14 protein-coding genes and 1 tRNA gene are annotated in these 21,148 nt (G+C 70.3%); 12 read left to right on the top strand and 3 right to left on the bottom strand.

Annotated elements, in window-relative coordinates; genetic code table 11:
- Positions 1 to 436: 436 nt before the first annotated feature.
- Positions 437 to 895 carry a DUF2199 domain-containing protein gene (locus tag AAW13_RS26400; protein WP_046727262.1) on the top strand — a complete coding sequence of 153 codons (459 nt, stop codon included), beginning with the start codon at positions 437 to 439 and terminating at the stop codon, positions 893 to 895.
- A 366-nt stretch (positions 896 to 1,261) separates the two neighbouring features.
- Here AAW13_RS26400 and AAW13_RS45630 read toward each other — a convergent pair whose 3' ends face one another.
- Complete coding sequence (locus AAW13_RS45630; RefSeq protein ID WP_143145044.1) at positions 1,262 to 1,795, bottom strand: hypothetical protein; 534 nt, start codon at positions 1,793 to 1,795, stop codon at positions 1,262 to 1,264.
- A gap of 197 nt (positions 1,796 to 1,992) precedes the next feature.
- A tRNA-Arg gene (locus AAW13_RS26405) sits at positions 1,993 to 2,064 on the bottom strand.
- Positions 2,065 to 2,216: 152 nt separating this feature from the next.
- Here AAW13_RS26405 and AAW13_RS26410 point away from each other — a divergent pair.
- The 7 genes from AAW13_RS26410 to rho all read left to right on the top strand — a co-directional run bounded on the left by AAW13_RS26410 (position 2,217) and on the right by rho (position 12,061).
- On the top strand, positions 2,217 to 2,663 hold the full coding sequence (locus AAW13_RS26410; RefSeq protein WP_071659693.1) for a response regulator: 447 nt from the start codon (positions 2,217 to 2,219) through the stop codon (positions 2,661 to 2,663).
- Positions 2,664 to 2,956: 293 nt separating this feature from the next.
- Positions 2,957 to 4,426, top strand: a complete 1,470-nt coding sequence (gene nrtL / locus AAW13_RS44310; protein WP_107483412.1) for an ArgS-related anticodon-binding protein NrtL — start codon at positions 2,957 to 2,959, stop codon at positions 4,424 to 4,426.
- A 19-nt stretch (positions 4,427 to 4,445) separates the two neighbouring features.
- Positions 4,446 to 5,837 carry a diaminopimelate decarboxylase gene (gene lysA / locus AAW13_RS26425; RefSeq protein ID WP_046727264.1) on the top strand — a complete coding sequence of 464 codons (1,392 nt, stop codon included), beginning with the start codon at positions 4,446 to 4,448 and terminating at the stop codon, positions 5,835 to 5,837.
- Positions 5,838 to 5,987: 150 nt separating this feature from the next.
- Complete coding sequence (locus tag AAW13_RS26430; RefSeq protein ID WP_046727271.1) at positions 5,988 to 7,277, top strand: homoserine dehydrogenase; 1,290 nt, start codon at positions 5,988 to 5,990, stop codon at positions 7,275 to 7,277.
- 6 nt (positions 7,278 to 7,283) lie between these two features.
- Positions 7,284 to 8,342, top strand: a complete 1,059-nt coding sequence (gene thrC, locus AAW13_RS26435) for a threonine synthase (protein WP_046727265.1) — start codon at positions 7,284 to 7,286, stop codon at positions 8,340 to 8,342.
- Positions 8,343 to 8,671: 329 nt separating this feature from the next.
- On the top strand, positions 8,672 to 9,601 hold the full coding sequence (gene thrB / locus AAW13_RS26440; protein ID WP_046727266.1) for a homoserine kinase: 930 nt from the start codon (positions 8,672 to 8,674) through the stop codon (positions 9,599 to 9,601).
- 405 nt (positions 9,602 to 10,006) lie between these two features.
- On the top strand, positions 10,007 to 12,061 hold the full coding sequence (gene rho, locus AAW13_RS26445) for a transcription termination factor Rho (protein WP_046727267.1): 2,055 nt from the start codon (positions 10,007 to 10,009) through the stop codon (positions 12,059 to 12,061).
- 124 nt (positions 12,062 to 12,185) lie between these two features.
- Here rho and AAW13_RS47015 read toward each other — a convergent pair whose 3' ends face one another.
- A complete protein-coding gene (locus AAW13_RS47015) occupies positions 12,186 to 12,842 on the bottom strand; it encodes a hypothetical protein (protein ID WP_052768454.1) in 657 nt (218 codons plus the stop codon).
- 227 nt (positions 12,843 to 13,069) lie between these two features.
- Between AAW13_RS47015 and AAW13_RS26455 the strand changes: the two genes are divergently transcribed.
- The 4 genes from AAW13_RS26455 (at position 13,070) to AAW13_RS26470 (ending at position 21,003) form a co-directional block, all read left to right on the top strand.
- Positions 13,070 to 14,716 (top strand): phospholipase A2, encoded by a 1,647-nt coding sequence (locus AAW13_RS26455; RefSeq protein ID WP_240528746.1) that lies wholly within the window; start codon positions 13,070 to 13,072, stop codon positions 14,714 to 14,716.
- 145 nt (positions 14,717 to 14,861) lie between these two features.
- Positions 14,862 to 17,663, top strand: a complete 2,802-nt coding sequence (locus AAW13_RS26460; protein ID WP_046727268.1) for a S8 family peptidase — start codon at positions 14,862 to 14,864, stop codon at positions 17,661 to 17,663.
- Between the two features lie 224 nt (positions 17,664 to 17,887).
- Positions 17,888 to 19,651 carry a trypsin-like serine protease gene (locus tag AAW13_RS26465; protein ID WP_240528747.1) on the top strand — a complete coding sequence of 588 codons (1,764 nt, stop codon included), beginning with the start codon at positions 17,888 to 17,890 and terminating at the stop codon, positions 19,649 to 19,651.
- Between the two features lie 218 nt (positions 19,652 to 19,869).
- Entirely contained in the window at positions 19,870 to 21,003 is a 1,134-nt protein-coding gene (locus tag AAW13_RS26470) for an LCP family protein (protein WP_046727269.1), read from the top strand.
- Positions 21,004 to 21,148 lie beyond the last annotated feature (145 nt).

Genomic DNA, 21,148 nt, shown 5'->3' on the forward strand with positions numbered 1-21,148 from the left:
CCCCACCCCTCACCCCAAACCCAAGCGACTCCCGCCCCCCCCACGCCCCTTTCCCCACACCTTGCTGGGGCCCTCTCGAAGAGGGTCGGGAAACGCCACGACCGCCGCAGGCCGAAACCGAGGGAGGCCGAGACCGGCCGAAGGGGCGCGTATTCGACAACGAGCGTGGGGGAGCGCTCGGTGAGTACACCTGAACCCCTCAGCCCCCCGTACTTCGATCCGCCGGCCAAGCTGACAGCGTTCCTCGAAGGATTGGACGGCGTCTCGGATGAGGACAGGACGTTCCCCGACGAGCGAGCGGCAGGTCCGCGGCTCCGGTCTGTCCCCGTGTGGGCGGGCGATCGCCTGTGACGGTCGACTGGCTAAGCTCCCGGCCATGGCGAACGATCATGGCTTCACGTGTTCACGCTGCGGGGAGTTCCATGCGGAGCTTCCGATGGGCTACTCGACCATGGCACCTGACGTCTGGCACCCGGGCTTCGCGGACGATCCCGACAGCATGCTCTCCTCCGACCAGTGCGTCATCAAAGGCCGGCACTACTTCATCAGGGGCCAGATCGAGATACCGGTGATCGGCCGGGAAGAGCTCTTCTCCTGGGGGGTCTGGGTTTCCCTGAGCCGCGACAGCTTCGCCCGAGCACTGGACTCGTGGAACACCCCTGGCCGCGAAACTGAGAAGCCGTACTTCGGCTGGCTGACCACCGAGCTGAACTCGTACTCGCCCAGCACGCTCAACCTGAAGACCCACGCCCACACCCGCCCGGTCGGCCAACGTCCCCTGATCGAGCTGGAGCCCACCGACCATCCGCTCGCCGTCGAGCAGCGCACCGGTATCACGCAGGACCGCGTACGCAAGATCGCGGAAGCAGTCCTCCACCCAGGCGACAACGCTTGACCCGAGCTACGAGGCTGCTCCGAAGCCCTCAAGATCAACACGCCATGACAACGTGATCACTGGCATACGGCTGCGCCCGACCGACTCCCCCTGCACAAACAACAAAACCCCGCACTCAGCCACCTGCCTAGTCACGGGGTCTGTCGGCACTTCATTCAAATTGCCCCCGGCAGGATGCGAACCTGCGCACACGGCTTCAGAATCCTCCTGTCCCACCAATTGGTGCAGGTCAGCGCTCTAACCGCGATCGTTCGTGACTGCTTGTCAGTTGTTCCGATGAGCCGTTTCTGCTGGTCGGTCGTGTGGAGGGGAGGCCAGCAGCCCGACTGACGCGTCGGGTGGGCGCCGGGTTCCACGGCCTCGGGGTCACTCGGGGAACAGAATCTGTTGTGCGGTCGTACGGAAGGTTGCGCCAGCCGTCTTTGCGGCATGTGCGAGCTGCGAGGTTTCGCCTGCTAGTCCCGGAGGAGGCTGGGCTCCCGACTCGACGGCCGAATGCCACAACCTCATGTTGAGCGCTATTTGATCAACTGCGTCAGACAGATCTTGTGCGGGGGCGATCAATGCATCGGGGCCGACCAGAGGGATGCGGGCTCGGTAGTGGACTACAGTGCCATTGGCATCTGCCAGTGCGTCCAGTAGCTCGGGAGCAGTCTCGTTCTGGTTGAGTCGCAGGCGGGTCTTATACCAGATATTCACGAATGTGGCATGTGCCTCTACTAGTGCGAAGTAGGTATCACGCCGCTCCTGCCAGTGTGCTTTGCGCTGCTCCACTGCTTCCTGATCTTGCACCTGACGCCTTAGTGACCTTGCTGTGATGAAAGCGCCTACGAGAGCACCGCCGACACCTGTCACACCTGCGATGGCTCCAGCCCAGATCGCAGCATCTCCCTGATCCATGGCACGAGCATGACTCCTTCAAGCTCATCGCAGGGCTTCTGTGCATGACTGTGTCGGAGGTGTGTCGCGCGTATCGCAGATAGTGCGTGAACACTGAGAGATAACGAAAGAGGGCGGGAGTCAGTGAGACTGACTCCCGCCCTCTTCTGTCGGCATCCGCCCTGGTCAGCGCTTGATTTCTGCTGATCCTAGGCGAGTGCCCCCGGCAGGATTCGAACCTGCGCACACGGCTCCGGAGGCCGTTGCTCTATCCCCTGAGCTACGGGGGCGTCTGGCGTTGAGCTGTTGCTCGCGGCGACGGGTAGAACACTACCAGCTCGGTCGGGGTGATCAGGAACGGGTTTCGCGGGGGCGCTCCCCCGCAGGGGCGGAAGTCGGGAAAACCCGGACGCGGTGGCCGGTCCGGACCTACTCTCGAGTTGTGCCAGGGGCGTCGGGTCGGGTGCTTGTTGTGGACGACAACAAGGTCATCCGGCAGCTGATCAGGGTCAATCTCGAACTGGAGGGTCTCGAGGTCGTGACCGCGGCCGATGGTGCCGAGTGTCTGGAAGTCGTTCATCGCGTGCGGCCCGACGTGATCACCCTTGACGTCGTCATGCCCAGGCTCGACGGGTTGCGGACCGCCGCGCAGTTGCGTGCCGACCCGCTGACCCGTGATCTTCCCCTCGCCATCGTCAGCGCGTGCACCCCGTACGAGATCGACGCCGGGCTCGGTGTCGGTGTCGACGCCTTCCTCGCCAAGCCCTTCGAGCCCGCCGAACTCGTGCGCATGGTCCAGGAGTTGGTGGATCGTCGCCGCGTGCGCGGGGAGCGGCAGCCCGAGGGGGAGGGCGGTGCCGTCGAGTTCTCCGGGGATCGGGCAGGTTGACGGACCGACGGATGGGCGGGGGACAGCGGGATGGGCCGGCCCAGTGGGCGGGCGGGTCGGACCCCGGTCGGGCCGGGGCGGGTCGGTGGTGGCCGCGTTCGGCCGGGGGAGTTGTTCAGAGGGGTTCGTGTCGGGGTCGGTCCGGTCAAGGGGGGCTTGCACCTGCGGTTGCGGGTTGGACGTTCGTGCGCGGCGTGCGCCGTGCACACCCCCCGCACAGCCGGCCGTCCACATCCCGGAACCCTGGCAAACCGGGTCGCCTACCCACCCCCCTCCTCCCCTACGCTTGTCCCGTGACCCCCGTCGAGCTCTCCCGTACCGTGCTGCGCGCCGTGCGTCGTGCCGTGGATCAGGGAGAGCTCAGTGTGACCGTGCCCGAGCGGGCCGTGGTGACACCGCCTGGGCCCGGCGGGTGCGGGGACTACGCCACCAACATCGCGTTGCAGCTGGCCCGGCCGGCCGGGCAGCCGCCGCTGCGGGTCGCCGAGATCCTGCGGCCCCACCTCGTGGCGTGCGCGGGCGTCGGCGACGTCGTCGTCACCGGACCCGGGTTCCTCAACATCTCCCTCAGCGCCGCCGCCTCGCCTACGACCGCGCTCGTCTCGCTCATCCGCGCCCTCGGACCCGGCTACGGCCACGGGGACGCCCTCGCCGGCCAGGTGGTCGCGCTCCGGGTGCCGTACGACGTACGGGCCGAGGTCGTCGCCGACGCGCTGGTGCGGATCTTCGCCACCCAGGGCGGCCGGGGCGAGGTCCAGCACGGGGAGCCGGTCAGTCTGCGGCCCGTACCCGCGCCGGAGGACCCCGCGCCGCTGGGGCCCGACGCCGCCCAGTGGGCCCTGCTGTATCCCGCGGCGCACGACCGTCCGCGGATCACCGCCGACCATCTGGTGCAGCGCGAGAGCAATCCACTGTTCCGGGTGCGCTACGCCCACGCCCGGGTCCGTGCCGCCGTGCGCGGTGCCGCCCGGCTCGGGTTCCACGCAGAAGCAGGAGCAGGAGCAGGAGCAGGAGCAGAAGCGGAAGCGGAAGCGGAAGCGGAAGCAGAAGCAGCCGATGCGGAAGCAGCCGTAGCAACCGAAGCAGCCGCAGCAACCGAAGCAGCCGTAGCAACCGAAGCAGCCGCAGCAACCGAAGCAGCCGCAGCAACCGAAGCAGCCGATGCGGAAGCAGCCGTAGGAGCCGTAGCAGGGGACGACCTTTCCGACGCGCCTGCCCCGCTGGCCGGGCTTGCCCCACTGACCGCGCCTGCCCCGCTGACCACGCCTGACCGGCTCACGGCGCCCGGCCAGCTCACCGTGCCCGGCCCGCTGACCCTGCCCGGCCCGCTGACCGTGCCTGGCCCACTGACCACGCCCGACCCGCTGACCGTGCCTCGCCCGCTGACCGTGCCTCGCCCGCTGACCGTGCCCGGCCAGCTCACCGTGCCCCACCCGCAGACCGCGCCCGCCCCGTTCACCCGGTCCCGCTCGTCAATCGAGTCGGTCGCGGCTGCCCGCCTCGTCGACCCCCTCGTCGCCGCCCTCGGCGACTACCCCCGTATTCTCGTCGCCGCGGCCACCCACCGCGCTCCTGATCGGCTCGCCCGGCACCTCGTCACCGTTGCCGATGCCGCCCTGCCGTTCCTCGCGACCGTGCTGCCCCGTGGCGACGAGAAACCCTCGGCCGCCCACCGTGCCCGGCTCGCCCTCGCCGAAGCCACCGGGACGGTGCTGGCCGGCGGCCTGTCCCTGCTCGGCATCGACGCACCCGAACACCTCTGAAGAGAGCGCCAGAAGAGCCATGAGCCGTTCCGCACACCCCGCCGGGCCCCGGCACGCCGATGTCCTGCCCGAGGGCCACTACGCAGCTCCGCCCACCGACCTCAACGCGCTCGACGGCAAGGTGTGGGCGCAGACCGTCAGCCGTGGCGGCGACGGGGTCGTCACCGTCGGCGGTGTCGACGTGAAGACCCTGGCCGAGCAGCACGGCACCCCTGCCTACATCCTCGACGAGACCGACTTCCGGGCCCGGGCGCGGGCCTGGCGCACCGCCTTCGGGCATGACGCCGACGTCTTCTACGCCGGCAAGGCGTTCCTGTCGCGGGCCGTCGTGCGGTGGCTGCACGAGGAGGGGCTCAACCTGGACGTCTGCTCCGGCGGCGAGCTGGCCACCGCGCTCTCCGCCGGCATGCCCGCCGACCGGATCGCCTTCCACGGCAACAACAAGTCCGTCGACGAGATCACGAGGGCCGTCGAGGCCGGTGTCGGGCGGATCGTGCTCGACTCCTTCCAGGAGATCGTCCGGGTCGCCCATGTCGCGCAGTCCCTCGGCAAGCGGCAGCGCGTGCAGATCCGTATCACCGTGGGTGTGGAGGCGCACACCCACGAGTTCATCGCCACCGCCCACGAGGACCAGAAGTTCGGGATCCCGCTGGCGGGCGGGCAGGCCGCGGAGGCCGTGCGGCGGGCGCTCCAGCTGGACGGGCTCGAGGTCATCGGGATCCACTCGCACATCGGGTCGCAGATCTTCGACATGTCCGGGTTCGAGGTCGCCGCGCACCGGGTGGTGGGGCTGCTCAAGGACATCCGCGACGAGCACGGTGTCGAACTGCCCGAGATCGACCTCGGCGGCGGGCTCGGCATCGCGTACACCAGTGACGACGACCCGCGCGAGCCGCACGAGATCGCCAAGGCGCTCACCGAGATCGTGACGCGGGAGTGCGAGGCCGCCAGGCTGCGTACGCCCCGGATCTCCGTGGAACCCGGCCGGGCCATCGTCGGGCCCACCGCGTTCACCCTCTACGAGGTCGGCACCATCAAGCCCCTCGACGGGCTGCGCACCTACGTCTCCGTCGACGGCGGCATGTCCGACAACATCCGCACCGCGCTGTACGACGCCGAGTACAGCGTCGCCCTCGTGTCGCGGACGAGCGACGCCGAGCCGATGCTCGCCCGCGTCGTCGGCAAGCACTGCGAGAGCGGCGACATCGTGGTGAAGGACGCGTTCCTGCCGGGTGACCTGGCACCCGGTGACCTCGTCGCCGTACCGGCCACCGGCGCCTACTGCCGTTCCATGGCGAGCAACTACAACCACGTCCTCCGGCCGCCCGTCGTCGCCGTGCGCGACGGCGAGTCGCGGGTGATCGTCCGCCGGGAGACGGAGGAGGACCTGCTGCGTCTCGACGTCGGCTGATCAACCCGGCTGACGGGGCCGGAAGATCTCCGGTCTCCCGGCCCCACAGAATGAAATAGATGTCTCACGATCCGGACGAAGGGTAGAAACCGCCGTCCGGTGAGTGAGACTGGTCCAACCGTAGACGGTATGAGGAAACGAGGTCGGATGATGCGTACGCGTCCGCTGAAGGTGGCGCTGCTGGGCTGTGGGGTTGTCGGCTCAGAGGTGGCGCGCATCATGACGACGCACGCCGACGACCTCGCCCAGCGGATCGGCGCCCCGGTCGAACTGGCGGGTGTCGCGGTCCGGCGGCCCTCCAAGGTCCGTGAGGGTATCGACCCCGCCCTGGTCACCACCGACGCCACCGCCCTCGTCAAACGCGGCGACATCGACGTGGTCGTCGAGGTCATCGGCGGGATCGAGCCCGCCCGCACCCTCATCACCGCCGCCTTCGAGCACGGCGCCTCCGTGGTCTCCGCCAACAAGGCGCTGCTCGCCCAGGACGGCGTGGCCCTGCACGCGGTCGCCGAGCAGCACGGCCGGGACCTCTACTACGAGGCCGCCGTCGCCGGCGCCATCCCGCTGATCCGGCCGCTGCGCGAATCCCTCGCCGGCGACAAGGTCAACCGGGTGCTCGGCATCGTCAACGGCACCACCAACTTCATCCTCGACAAGATGGACTCCTCGGGGGCCGGCTACCAGGAGGCCCTGGACGAGGCCACCGCGCTCGGGTACGCGGAAGCCGACCCGACCGCCGACGTCGAGGGCTTCGACGCCGCCGCCAAGGCCGCGATCCTCGCCGGTATCGCCTTCCACTCGCGGGTGCGTCTCGACGACGTCTACCGCGAGGGCATGACCGAGGTCACCGCCGCCGACTTCGCCTCCGCCAAGAACATGGGCTGCACCATCAAGCTGCTGGCCATCTGCGAGCGGGCCGGCGACGGCGGTTCCGTGACGGCCCGGGTGCACCCCGCGATGATCCCGCTGACCCATCCGCTGGCCTCCGTGCGCGGCGCGTACAACGCCGTCTTCGTGGAGTCCGACGCGAGCGGGCAGCTGATGTTCTACGGTCCCGGCGCCGGCGGCGCCCCGACCGCCTCCGCGGTCCTCGGCGACCTGGTCGCCGTCTGCCGCAACCGGCTCAGCGGGGCAACGGGGCCCGGCGAGTCGGCGTACGCCGCCCTGCCCGTGTCCCCGATGGGCGATGTCGTCACGCGCTACCACATCAGCCTCGACGTCGCCGACAAACCGGGTGTTCTCGCCCAGGTTGCCACCGTGTTCGCCGAGCACGGGGTGTCCATCGATACGGTGCGGCAGACCGGCAAGGACGGCGAGGCCTCCCTCGTCGTCGTCACCCATCGGGCCTCCGACGCCTCCCTGTCCGGGACCGTCGAGGCGCTGCGCAAGCTCGACACCGTGCGGGGTGTCGCCAGCATCATGCGGGTTGAAGGAGAGTAACCAGCAATGACCCACCAGTGGCGCGGAATCATCGAGGAGTACCGGGACCGGCTGCCCGTCTCCGCCAGCACGCCGGTCGTGACGCTCCGCGAGGGCGGCACGCCCCTCGTGCCCGCGCAGGTGCTCTCCGAGCGCACGGGCTGCGAGGTCCACCTGAAGGTGGAGGGCGCGAACCCGACCGGGTCCTTCAAGGACCGCGGTATGACCATGGCCATCAGCAAGGCCAAGGAGGAGGGCGCGCAGGCCGTCATCTGCGCCTCCACGGGCAACACGTCCGCCTCCGCCGCCGCGTACGCCGTGCGTGCCGGGATGGTCTCCGCGGTGCTGGTGCCCCGCGGCAAGATCGCGCTCGGCAAGATGGGCCAGGCCCTCGTGCACGGCGCGAAGATCCTCCAGGTCGACGGCAACTTCGACGACTGCCTCACCCTCGCCCGCAACCTGAGCGAGAACTACCCGGTGGCGCTGGTCAATTCGGTCAACCCGGTGCGCATCGAGGGGCAGAAGACAGCCGCCTTCGAGATCGTCGACATGCTCGGCGACGCACCCGACCTGCACGTCCTGCCGGTCGGCAACGCGGGCAACATCACCGCCTACTGGAAGGGTTACAAGGAGTACGCCGGTGACGGCATCTCCTCGAAGACCCCCCGGATGTGGGGCTTCCAGGCCTCCGGCAGCGCCCCGATCGTGCGCGGCGAGATCGTCAAGGACCCCTCGACCATCGCCACCGCGATCCGGATCGGCAACCCCGCGTCCTGGCAGTTCGCGCTCGCCGCGCGGGACGAGTCCGAGGGCCTCATCGACGAGGTGACGGACCGTGAGATCCTGCGCGCCTACCGGCTGTTGGCCGCACAGGAGGGTGTCTTCGTGGAGCCCGCCTCGGCCGCTTCGGTCGCCGGTCTGCTGAAGGCCGCCGAGCAGGGCAAGGTCGACCCGGGCCAGCGCATCGTGTGCACGGTCACGGGCAACGGCCTGAAGGACCCCGACTGGGCCGTCGCCGGCGCCCCGCAGCCGGTCACCGTGCCGGTCGACGCGGCCGCCGCGGCCGAGCGCCTCGGTCTGGCCTAGAGAACCGCTCGAGGGGTACTCGAGAGGTGCTCGAGAACCACTCGAGCCGCTCGACCCGCCCCGGCCGGGCAACCGGTGAAGACCCTGTGGCGTCTTGACGAGGGGACTCCCTACGGAGGGGGCACAGGGGGCTTACGACACGCATCGTGCGCCTCCTGTGCGCCCTATGTCGCCACAGAACCTTCCTTCGATAGGCTGTACCGAACCCGCCCGCTGCATATGCCCGCGCATATGGCGCGGTGCCGCGCCGTCTCCACGGCCCGAGGGTCCTTCACGTACCTATCGAATGTCATTCGACCATCACGCAGCTCAAGGAGAGTCATCGAGCGATGGCCGGTCCAGCGTTCCGCGCCGCCGCCGTCCGGGTGCGCACCCCCGCCACCAGCGCCAACATCGGTCCGGGCTTCGACGCCCTGGGCCTCGCGCTGGGGCTCTACGACGACGTCGTCGTCCGGGTGGCCGACTCCGGGCTGCACATCGACATCGCGGGTGAGGGCAGCGAGACGCTGCCACGTGACGAAAGTCATCTCCTCGTACGCTCCCTGCGCACCGCCTTCGACCTGCTGGGCGGACAGCCCCGCGGTCTGGAGATCGTGTGCGCCAACCGCATCCCGCACGGCCGCGGCCTCGGCTCCTCCTCCGCCGCCATCTGCGCCGGCATCGTCGCCGCGCGCGCGGTGACCATAGGCGGCGAGGCCAGGCTCGACGATGCCGCGCTGCTGGAGCTGGCCACCGAGATCGAGGGTCACCCCGACAACGTCGCGGCCTGTCTGCTCGGCGGTTTCACGCTCTCCTGGATGGAGTCCGGGGCCGCCCGGGCGATCAGGATGGAGCCCGCCGATTCCATCGTTCCGGTGGTTTTCGTACCCGGGAAGCCGGTTCTGACCGAGACCGCGCGCGGACTGCTCCCGCGCTCCGTCCCGCACGTCGATGCGGCCGCCAACGCGGGCCGTGCCGCACTGCTCGTCGAGGCCCTCACCCGGCGCCCCGAGCTGCTGCTGCCCGCCACCGAGGACCGGCTGCACCAGGAGTACCGCGCCCCGGCCATGCCGGAGAGCGCCGCCCTGGTGGAGCGGCTGCGCGCCGACGGGATCCCGGCCGTGATCTCGGGCGCCGGGCCCACGGTGATGGCCCTGGCAGACGCCGACAGCGCCGAGAAAGTGCAGGCACTGGCGGGGGCGGGCTGGGCCGCCAACCGACTGAACCTCGACGCGCAGGGGACGAGCGTGCTGCCGCTTGCGACGTCCAGTGACATTTGACCGCGTGCGATTGCCGGATTTGGAGAGGGGGAATGTTTGTTGGATCCGGTAGTGTTAACCTCAAGTCTGCACCCGACCCCACCATGGCGAGGTGCTTCACGTCCCCGTCCGGGACAGACATTCTTCCGGGAGTCTCCCAAGCCACTCAGCGTTCTGTATGACGTACCTGGGCAGTACGCCGTACGCGGGCTCTGAGCAGGCCGCTGGGCACGCTCCGGAACAGGTGCGACCACGCCAACGTGACACCGGGTGCCACGGCTGACGAAGCGCCGTCACCAGAAATTCTCTCCGCCGCTTTGGCGGACCACCGCCCCGGCACGGTCCACACAGCAAGGACCGAAGCCGGACAGCACAACCGGTCGCCGAGCCAGACAGGCCGACGTCCGCTCCAGGGAAGGACCCTTCGTGAGCGACACCACCGATCTGATGGGCGCACGTGTCGAGGAGACCGCTGCCGCGCCCGCCACGGACGCCTCCGCGCCTGCCTCCGGTGCCGGCTCCCGGCGGCGCCGCGGTACCGGCCTCGAGGGCATGGTGCTGGCCGAGCTTCAGCAGGTCGCATCCGGCCTCGGTATCAGGGGCACCGCGCGTATGCGCAAGAGCCAGCTGATCGAGGTCATCAAGGAGGCCCAGGCCGGCGGCGGTGCCCCCGCCAAGGCCGAGGCGGCCACCGAGACCAAGCCGAAGCGCCGGGCCACCTCCAAGGCCCGTACGGGCGACGCCGCCGCCGAGCAGAAGGCGGAGCAGCCCGCCGAGGCCCCCGCCGACAAGGCCGTGGCCCAGCAGCAGATCGAGATCCCGGGCCAGCCGGCCGGCTCCCGCGCGAGCGAGGGCGAGCGCGGCGGGGACGAGGCCCCCGCCGAGCGCCGTCGCCGGCGTGCCACCGCCGAGGCGGGCAGCCCGGCCGCGGGCGCCGAGACGATCGTGGCCGAGGCGAGGACCGAGACGAAGGCCGAGACGCCCGCGCAGGGCGAGGCCAAGGGCGACGCCGGTGACGGCGACGGCCGGGGTCGCCGTGACCGCCGTGACCGCGGCCGTGACCGCGACCGGCGCAACAAGGGCGACGAGCAGCAGGGCGGCGGCCAGGGCGGCGGCCAGGGCAGCCGTCAGGACCGCCAGCAGGACCGGCAGCAGGACCGCCAGGACCGGCAGCAGCAGCCGCAGCAGCAGGGCGGCGGCCGTCAGGACCGGGGCGCCGGCCCGCAGGACGACGACGACTTCGACGGCGGGCGCCGTGGCCGTCGCGGCCGTTACCGCGACCGTCGGGGCCGTCGTGGCCGTGACGAGATCGGCGGTGCCGAGCCGCAGCTGGCCGACGACGACGTCCTGATTCCCGTCGCGGGCATCCTGGACATCCTCGACAACTACGCGTTCATCCGGACCTCCGGCTACCTGCCCGGCCCGAACGACGTGTACGTCTCCCTCGCCCAGGTCCGCAAGAACGGCCTGCGCAAGGGTGACCACATCACCGGCGCGGTCCGCCAGCCCAAGGAAGGCGAGCGGCGCGAGAAGTTCAACGCGCTGGTCCGCCTCGACTCCGTCAACGGCATGGCGCCCGAACACGGCCGCGGCCGCCCGGAGTTCAACAAGCTGACCCCGCTCTACCCGCAGGACCGCCTCCGCCTGGAGACGGACCCGGGCGTGCTGACGACCCGGATCATCGACCTCGTGTCGCCGATCGGCAAGGGCCAGCGCGGTCTGATCGTGGCCCCGCCGAAGACCGGCAAGACCATGATCATGCAGGCGATCGCCAACGCGATCACGCACAACAACCCCGAGTGCCACCTGATGGTCGTCCTCGTCGACGAGCGTCCGGAAGAGGTCACCGACATGCAGCGGTCGGTGAAGGGCGAGGTCATCTCCTCGACCTTCGACCGCCCGGCCGAGGACCACACCACGGTCGCCGAGCTCGCCATCGAGCGCGCCAAGCGGCTGGTGGAGCTGGGTCACGACGTCGTCGTGCTGCTCGACTCGATCACGCGTCTGGGCCGTGCGTACAACCTCGCCGCCCCGGCCTCCGGCCGCATCCTGTCCGGTGGTGTCGACTCGACCGCCCTGTACCCGCCGAAGCGCTTCTTCGGTGCGGCCCGCAACATCGAGGACGGCGGCTCGCTGACCATCCTCGCCACCGCCCTGGTGGACACCGGGTCCCGCATGGACGAGGTGATCTTCGAGGAGTTCAAGGGCACCGGCAACATGGAGCTCAAGCTCGACCGGAAGCTCGCCGACAAGCGCATCTTCCCGGCGGTGGACGTGGACGCGTCCGGCACCCGTAAGGAAGAGATCCTGCTCGGCAACGAGGAGCTGGCCGTCGTCTGGAAGCTGCGCCGGGTGCTGCACGCGCTCGACCAGCAGCAGGCGATCGAGCTGCTGCTCGACAAGATGAAGCAGACGAAGTCGAACGTCGAGTTCCTGATGCAGATCCAGAAGACGACGCCGACGCCCGGCAACGGCGACTGACTTTCGTCGTAGAACAGCGCAAAAGGGCCGCTCCCCGCCAGTCGCGGGGAGCGGCCCTTTGTCATGGTTTTGCTCTCGTCAATTCGGTGGTTTTACCCCCGCTTTTCCCGGGCAAAGGGCTCGGTCACGTCCCGTCGGACGACAGTTTCCCGACGGTGAACGCCCCGGTCGCGGGGGCCACGCACGGGGTGACGTCCGACTGCTGGCCCGCGGCCGTGCCCGCCTCGCAGAGCCGGCCGCCCTTGTCGCGCAGGTCGAGGTAGAAGCGCGTGACCTTGCCGTCCTGCTCGAGGCCGTGGATGCGCTCGTCGATGTAACCGAGGCTGTGCAGAGTCCTGCGGATCTTGGCCGGGGTGGGCTCCGGGACCGCTTGCAGGGCCCGGATGATGCGCTGTTCGTGCTGCACGCCCGCGCACCGGTCCCGGTCGCTCAACTGCGCTTCCGTGGGGGCGCCGGGCTCGATCGGGCCGGTCGGCGGGCTCTCGCCGGGGCCGAGGGTCTGTTTCCCCGCCGAGCCGGTCGGCCCCTCGCCGGTGGCTCCGGCGGCGGTGGCGCACGGCTGCGCGACCTCGTCGAGCAGCGCCGCGAACGCCGCCTGCTCGCGGGTCGACCGGGTGGCACTCGCCTCGGTGCCGGCGCCTCCGTCCGGCTTCCCGCGGGACCCGCTGCCGCCCGACCCGTCGTTCCCGCAGCCGGTGAGCGCCAGGGCGGCCAGGGCGACGGCCGCGAGCACGCGCCGGGGGCGGGCGAACGCGCTGATGGGGGCAGCGATGGGTGTCATGCGCGCAGTCTCCGGCCACCGTCCCGTGCCGCGCATGAGTACGCGTACTCATTTACCCGGCTGATTTCGGCCGATAGGCGGTTGCTTTACCCGGCCAAAGAAAGCGGGATTGTGTATTCCGTTTCTGGTGCTTGTGAAAGTGATCTGAGTTGATCTAGTGTCCGCAACGATCATTCAGAGCATTCACGCATTGCTACACGAGGGGGGAACTCGTGCGCAGAATTGCTATGCCCGTATTCGCCGCGCTGTCCTTGTCCCTGCTGCTCCCACAGGAGATCGCGGGGGCGGCACCGGCGGGCACGTCGCTCGCACCGGCGGCCGCGGTCGTCGATCCGCCGCTGGCGGACGGGGAGACCGAGCAGGTCGGTCCCGGGGTGTACTCCACCTCGGACAGGTCCTTCGAGATCTACGAGACGGACGTGGCGGAAGGCCTCATGAGCCGCAGCCACACCGTCAACGCGCAGGCGGGTGGCGTCGCCAGGCCGGAGTCCGCACCGGCGTCCCGCCCGGACATGGGCGTCTTCGGCCCCGGCTGGGAAGCCGAGTTCGTGGGGGGCCAGCTCAACCGCAAGCTGGAGCAGAAGGCCGACTCCGTCGTCGTCACCGATCTCAACGCCAACGTGCCGATCACGTACAGCCTGACGAGCAGTGTCGACTTCCCGAGCGGGGGCGGCGTCCAGAAGTACACCTCCGCCGGGGGTGGCAAGATCAGCGTGACCACCAAGTTCGACGAGGCGTCCGGCACCCTGGTGTCCACCGCCGCCGAGGTCATCGGCGCGCCCTCGGCGACCGTGGACGCGGATCAGTCCGCCGACACCGACGGCGGCGCTCCCGTCGGCATCGCCGCGCTGACCCCCACGTACACCTGGAAGCAGGTCGCCTCGGGCACCGACACCTGGCGCGTCACCGGCGTCGGCAACGTCGCGGACGGCAGCCTCTCCACCGCCGGCTACGACACCCAGGGCCGGATCTCCACCGTCAAGGAGGCCGCCGCCGGGGACACCCCGGAGCAGTCGCTGTCGGTCAAGTACTCGGCCGCCACGACGGCCACGGGCACCACCCTCGGTGAGTTCGCGGGCCGCGCCAAGGAGATCAGCCTCACCGTCGGCACCACCACGCAGACGCTCGCGCGGTACTCCTACGACGCCTCAGGTCTGCTGCGCTCGGTGGTGAACCCGGTCGAGGCCGCCGAGCCGGTCGCCTCGTACGCCTACGACTCCACCGGACGGGTCGCCGACGTCACCTCGCCGTCCAACGGCGCCTGGGAGCTGACGTTCCCGGGCGACTCGGCCGCTCCGAACGTCGAGTCCGACGGTCCCGCGCGCCCGACCGCCGAGTCGGCCTTCGTGGGCGCGGCCGACATCACCAACCCGGCCGCCACCGCCCCGCCGGCGACGGACTTCACCAGCGGGGAGATCTCCGACCCGGCGGCCTACCCCCGTCACTGCAACCGCGCGACGGACTGGCTGTGGTACCTCGAGGACGGCTGCGCCGCCTGGGCCGCGCACTACGGCTGGCACAAGCCGCTCTGGAAGCAGACGCCGACCGGCAACTGGGTCGTGGGCATCAACAACGACGGTTGCAGCACCCCGGGTCCGAACATCAGCAAGCCGGGCGGCTTCAACTTCCGCAGCGCGTGCGACATGCACGACTACGGCTACGGCCTGATCGGCAACACGTACAAGGGCTACAAGTACTACCTCGACCGCAGCAAGAAGTCGAACGTCGACAACGCCTTCCACACCACGATGAAGACCTACAGCTGCAAGGCCTACTTCATCCTGAGCAGGCCCGACTGCTACAGCTACGCGTACGTCTACTACAAGGCCGTGGGTCTGAAGGGCAACCCGAAGAACGGCGCCAACGCCACCTGACGCGCCGCGCCGCGTTCTGACCGATCACGCCGACGAGCGCTCCGGCCGGGCGACGAAACCTTTCGCCGCCCGGCCTTCTCGCGCCCCGCCCTTCCCGTCCGCGCGGCAGCGGCCCCGGCCGTGCCCGCCTCCCACCGGAGCTTCAGTGAAGAAACCCCTATGGATCACGGTGGTCACCGCGGTGATGACCGTGACGCTCGGCGCCGTGCCGGCCCGGGCCGCGGCGCCGGCCGCCGCGGCCGCGACGGCCGCGGCCGGTGACCCGGTCGATCCGCCGCTGTACGACGCGACGTCGTCCGGCGGTGTCGCCCGGGTCAACGTCGTCACCGAGAACCGCACCGACCTCTCCGCCGCGGCGTCGGCCGGCGCGACGGTGCAGTCGTTCCAGACCCTGCCCGTCGTCACCCTCAAGGTCGACCGCGGCGGGCTGGACCGACTGGCCGCCCAGCCGGGCGTGGTGAGCGTCACGGAGGACGTCCCGGCGCGGCCGTCGCTGGACGAGAGCGTCCCGATCATCGGCGCCGACCAGGCCTACGCACAGGGCCTGACCGGTGCGGGCAGCGTGGTGGCCGTCCTGGACACCGGGATCGCCACCCACCACCCGTTCCTCAAGGACCGGGTCATCTCCGAGGCGTGCTTCTCGAGCACCGACCCCGACCTCGGCGCCACCAGCCTGTGCCCCGACGGGACCGACCACCAGGAGGGTACGGGCTCCGCCGACTCCGGGACCGGCCCCTGCGCGACCATCACCGAGTGCGACCACGGGACGCACGTGGCCGGCATCATCGCCGGCAACGGCGAGGGCATCACCGGAGCCCCCAAGCGGGGTGTCGCCCCCGGGGCCAACCTCGTCGCCCTCCAGGTGTTCAGCAAGTTCGACTCCGAGGACTACTGCGGTCCCGGCGCCGCACCGTGCGTGGGCAGCTTCACCAGCTCCCAGTTGGCCGCCCTGGAGAAGGTGTTGCAGCTGCGGCAGTCCGGGACACCGGTGGTGGCGGCGAACCTGAGCCTGGGTGCCGGCCGGTACGCCTCCGCCTGCGAGAACGACGCCCGCAGGACGGCCATCGACAACCTGCTCGCCGCCGGCGTCGCCACCGTGGTCGCGGCCGGCAACAGCGGGTACACCGACGCGGTGAGCGCCCCCGGCTGCGTCCCCGCCGCGATCACGGTCGGTGCCACCACCGACGACGACCAGCTGTCCGCGTTCACCAACCGCGGCCCGCTGCTGGATCTCCTCGCTCCCGGCACCAGCATCGTCTCCTCGGTCCCGGGCGACGGGTACGCCTCGAAGAGCGGCACCTCCATGGCCGCGCCGCATGTGGCCGGCGCCCTCGCGATCCTGCGGCAGGCGTTCCCGAACGACAGCGTCGCGAACCTGGAGTCGCGGCTGGAGAGCAGCGGGAAGACCGTCACCTACACGGGCGCCGACACGCCCCGCATCGACGTGGCCCAGGCGCTCGGCGCCACCGTCCAGCCGGCCACCACCGGCAGCGACTTCAACTGCGACAAGAAGGAGGACATGGCCGTCGCCGACCCCGAGGCGGCCGTCGGCGGTGACGCCAGGGCCGGCCTCGTACGGGTCGTCTACGGCGGCGGCAAGGGCACGTCCGAGCTGAACCAGGACCTCGCCTCGGTGCCCGGCGACGCCGAGCCGAACGACTACTTCGGCGACTCCCTCGCCACCGTCGACTACAACAAGGACGGCTGCACCGACCTGGTCGTCGGCACGTCCCGCGAGGATGTCGGCAGCGCGACGGACGCCGGTACCGTGGACGTGGTCTACGGAGCCTCCGGCGGCCTCGGTACCGGCAAGGCGGCACTCCACCTCGAGCAGGGCACGGGCGCCGAGGCGATCCTCGCCGCGTCCTCGGAATCCGGGGACCGGATGGGCGCCGCGGTCGCCGCCGGCCTCACGCTCGACCAGGAGCCGTACCTGGTCATCGGAGTCCCCGGTGAGGACATCGACGGCAAGACGGACGCCGGAGCCGTCTTCTACCTGCGCGGCAGCGTCAACCGAACGCTGGTCCAGGGCAGTTCGGGCGTCGCCGGCACGCTGGAGGCGGGTGACAAGTACGGTTCCTCGCTGGCCGCGAGCCCCGAGTACGTGGTGGTCGGCATACCGGGCGAGGGCATGGTGGCCACCCCCGGCCCGAACGCGACCGAGGTGGTGGCGGGCCAGGTCGACGTGATGAGCCATGAACTGAACGACAGCGGAGTCCCGGCCCATGTGGGATCCGTCGACGAGGCCAGCCCGGCCGTGAGCGACCAGGCCGAGGCGGGGGACCAGTTCGGCGCGTCGGTCTCGGCCACCCAGGGCCTGTACTACAGGGGTTTCCCGTGGCCGATCCGGGTCACGTTCATCGCCATCGGTGTCCCGGGTGAGGACCTCACCTACGGAGGGGCGGCCAAGGCCGACGCCGGACGGGCCGTCGTGGTCCGGGTGGACAAGGTCTTCGGGATCACCGAGGTCAACTCCGGTTACGACCAGTCGCCCGACGACGTCACCGGGGCGCCCGAGGCCGGTGACCGCATGGGCGCTCAGGTCGCCCTCGTCAACCGGGACCCCGGGACGGTCGCGACCGACGCGACTCTGGTGATGGCCGTCGGCGTGCCGGGCGAGGACATCGGCACGGTCGCCGACGCGGGGGCGGTGCACGTCTTCGGGCTGCGCGGCTCGCCGGGTGCCAACGACCGGTGGATCGAGGCCGGCAACGGCACCGGTATGCCGGGCACCCCGACCGCCGGGCACGCGGTGGGCACCAGCCTGTACGGCACGCGGGCCAACCTCTACATCGGCATGCCCTACGGACCGGGCGCCTACGGCTCCCTCTACGCGATGCCGTGGGCGAACGTGACCGGGGGCACCGCGCAGCCGGTCACCACCTACGCACCTGGTACGGGGGGTCTCCCGGCCGCCGGACTCCGGTTCGGCACGTCCGCGCGGTGAGCCGTCCCGACGACGCGTAGCCCGGTCGTCCCGGAGCAGAGAAAAGGGCCGCCCCCCGCGCAGGACGCGGGGGGCGGCCCTTCGTGTTTCCCTCCCCGATGTACGATCGCGCCCTTCGGTCAACTGACCGATTCACGAACTCCTGATCCCGAGGGGGGACTTAGGTGGGTACACCCACGTCCGGGAGCGGTCGTCACAGACGCCGGATACGTTTCGCACTTCCCGTGGCCGCGGCCGGAGTCGCCGCCGCCGTCACGGCCGCACTGATCTCGACCTCCGCCAGCGCGGCCACCCAGCCGGTGCCGACGGTCAAGCCGGTCGTCAGCGCGCCGTCGCAGGCCACGCTGGCGCGGCGGGCCGCCGGCGCCGTCGCCGCCGTCAACGGCGGGACCACCACGACGAAGACGCCGAGCAGCGGTTCAGCCGTCTCGCCGAAGATCATCGGTGGCGGTACGACCACCATCTCCTCGGCGCCCTGGATGGCCCAGCTCTGGTACGACGACACCAAGGGCACCACCAGCACCAGCGACGACGTCGCCTTCTTCTGCGGCGGCTCGGTGATCTCGCCCACGAAGATCCTCACCGCCGCGCACTGCGTCAAGGGCTTCAAGTGGAGCACCACCAGGTCCGTGGTCATCACGGGCACCGCCTCGCTGCCCACCACCAACAGCGACGGCAGTGACAACCTGCACGGCGGGACCGTCTCCGGCGTCCTGCGCCAGTGGAACCACCCGTCGTACACCGTGTCGTCCCGCGGTGTCCCCAACAACGACGTCGCCGTGCTCACCCTGGCCGCCCCGGTCAAGGCCACGCCGATCCGCCTGACGACCAGCACCGACACGACCTCGTACAAGGCGAACACCAGCGCCAAGGTCTACGGCTGGGGCCGCACCAGCTCCACCTCGGACGACATCTCCGAGACCCTGAAGACGGCCACCCTGCCCGTCCAGTCCGACACCACCTGCACGGGCGGCTACGGCAGCGACTACGTCAAGGGCCACATGGTCTGCGCCGGCAAGGCCGCCACCGGTTCCGACACCGGCACCACCTCGGCCTGCAACGGCGACTCCGGCGGCCCGCTGGTCGTCGGCGGCCGGATCGTCGGCGTGGTCTCCTGGGGCGTCGAGGACTGCGTCGCCAAGGGTGCCTACAGCGTCTTCTCGAAGGTCAGCACCTACGTCGGTGCCGCCTACGCGCAGACCGCCGACAGCAACCTGAGCTACGACGACGGCAAGGCCGACCTGTTCGCCCGCAAGTCGTCGACCAAGGTCGGCTACGAGCTGGACTCCAAGGGCACCTCGCTCGCCTCCCGTATCTCCTGGGGCGACTTCGGCGGGGTCAACTCCGTCTTCCAGGCCGACCTCAACCGCGACGGTTTCCAGGACCTGGTCTACCGGGTGGCGTCCACCGGGGACGTCTACTGGCTGCACTTCGCGCTGAACAGCGCCCAGACCGCCGGCTCCTGGTCCGAGACGAAGATCTTCACCAACTGGAAGACCCGCAAGGCCATCGTGATCCCCGGTGACCTCACCGGCGACTACCTGCCGGACGTCCTCTCCGAGGACTCCAGCGGTGTCCTGTGGCTCTACCCGGGCAAGGGCAACGGCACCTTCGCCGCCCGGGTCCGCATCGGCGGCGGCTGGAGCCAGTACAACCAGCTGCGCGGCGTCGGCGACTTCAACGGCGACGGCAAGGCCGACCTGCTGGCCCGCAAGAGCAGCGGGGGCGACCTGTACCTGTACAAGGGCACCGGCAAGTCCGGCACCGGCCTCTTCTCGGCCCGGGTGAAGGTCCGCTCCGGCTGGACCGGATTCAACACCCTCGCCGCGGTCGGCGACCTGACCGGCGACGGCAAGGCCGACCTGCTGGCCCGTACGACCGGCGGCACGCTGTACCTCTACCCGGGCACCGGCAAGGGCACCTCTGAGATCTTCGGCACAAGGAAGTCACTCGGTACCGGTTTCCAGCAGTACGACATCTTCGGCTGAAATACCTGGTGAGCGGGGTACGCCCCGTCTTGTCCGGTGACACGGTGTGCCCATCGCGCTACGCGGTGGGCACACTGCGTCGTGCAACCCTTTCCCGAGTTTCGCCGTCTGACCAGGCGGAGCGACGATGGTCCGGTACGCGCCGATGATCCTGGTACGCCGGGCCTGACCCTGAAAGCAGGGGGTAACCGACCAGTCGTACGAGAACAGAGGAGCCCATGTCCGCCGAGAGCACGTCAGGGCCGCACATACCCGAGTCCGGTACGAACGCCGCGGGCCGCCGCGGCAGGGGCCGCCGCCGCAAGCCGCCCGGTACCGGCCGCAGGGCGCTGCGTGTCACGGCGTGGACGGCGGCGGGCATCGTGGTCCTCGGCGGTACCGGCGCCGGCTACCTGTACTTCAAGCTCAACGGCAACCTCAGGACCGTCGACATCAACCAGGCGCTCGGCTCCGACCGGCCCACCAAGGTCGACAACGGCTCCGAGAACATCCTGGTCCTCGGCTCGGACACGCGCTCCGGTGCGAACCGGAAGCTCGGCGGTGGCGCCGACGACGGCAGCGCCCGCTCCGACACGGCGATGATCGTCCACGTCTACAAGGGCCACAAGCGGGCCGACGTGGTCTCCATCCCCCGGGACACCCTCGTCGACCGGCCGTCCTGCACGGACGCGAACGGCACCACGCACGACGCGGCCACCGGCGTGATGTTCAACTCGGCGTACTCCACCGGAGGCGCGACCTGCGCCGTCAAGACGGTCGAGGCTGTCACCGGCATCCGTATGGACCACTACCTGGAGGTCGACTTCGCCGGCTTCCAGAAGCTCGTCGACGAGCTCGGCGGGGTCACGCTCACCACGACCCGGGCCATCGACGACCCGCAGAGCCATCTCGACCTCAAGGCCGGCAGACACACCCTCGACGGCGAGCAGGCGCTCGGCCTGGTGCGGACCCGGCACGGCGTCGGCGACGGCTCCGACCTGGGCCGCATCCAGCTCCAGCAGGCGTTCGTGAAGGCCCTGATCAACCAGGTCAAGCAGGTGGGCGTGCTCACCAGCCCCAAGAAGCTGTACGACCTGGCGGACACCGCGACGAAGACCGTCACCACCGACTCCGACCTGGGCTCGGTGAACTCCCTGGTCGACTTCGCGGACGGCCTGAAGTCCATCAGCGCGTCCCACATGCACATGGTGACCATGCCGGTCGAGTACGACCCGACGGACCCGAACCGGGTGGTGGTCGCCGAGGCGAAGGCGAAGCAGGTGTGGGCGGCGCTGAAGAACGACCGGCCGATCCCCGCGAGCGCCACGAAGGGCACGGCGACAGGCCAGGCCAAGGGCATCGTGACCCCGTAGCCCGGCCGCGGGCGGGGGTGCGGGTGCGGGTGCGCGGGGGCCGATCGACCTCATGGTGCGGGTGCAGGCTGCGTGTGTGTGGGGGCGATCGACGTCAAGGTCGGGTGCGGGTGCGTGGGGGCCGTTCGCGCAGTTCCCCGCGCCC

This window comes from Streptomyces humi, assembly GCF_001005085.2.
Taxonomy (GTDB): Bacteria; Actinomycetota; Actinomycetes; order Streptomycetales; family Streptomycetaceae; genus Streptomyces; species Streptomyces humi.

Coding starts and splice junctions, on each gene's coding strand:
- AAW13_RS26400 (WP_046727262.1), top strand. CDS start 437: ATGGGCTACTCGACCATGGCACCTGACGTCTGGCACCCGGGCTTCGCG.
- AAW13_RS45630 (WP_143145044.1), bottom strand. CDS start 1,795: ATGGATCAGGGAGATGCTGCGATCTGGGCTGGAGCCATCGCAGGTGTG.
- lysA (WP_046727264.1), top strand. CDS start 4,446: ATGAGCCGTTCCGCACACCCCGCCGGGCCCCGGCACGCCGATGTCCTG.
- AAW13_RS26430 (WP_046727271.1), top strand. CDS start 5,988: ATGCGTACGCGTCCGCTGAAGGTGGCGCTGCTGGGCTGTGGGGTTGTC.
- thrC (WP_046727265.1), top strand. CDS start 7,284: ATGACCCACCAGTGGCGCGGAATCATCGAGGAGTACCGGGACCGGCTG.
- thrB (WP_046727266.1), top strand. CDS start 8,672: ATGGCCGGTCCAGCGTTCCGCGCCGCCGCCGTCCGGGTGCGCACCCCC.
- AAW13_RS47015 (WP_052768454.1), bottom strand. CDS start 12,842: ATGACACCCATCGCTGCCCCCATCAGCGCGTTCGCCCGCCCCCGGCGC.
- AAW13_RS26455 (WP_240528746.1), top strand. CDS start 13,070: ATGCCCGTATTCGCCGCGCTGTCCTTGTCCCTGCTGCTCCCACAGGAG.
- AAW13_RS26470 (WP_046727269.1), top strand. CDS start 19,870: ATGTCCGCCGAGAGCACGTCAGGGCCGCACATACCCGAGTCCGGTACG.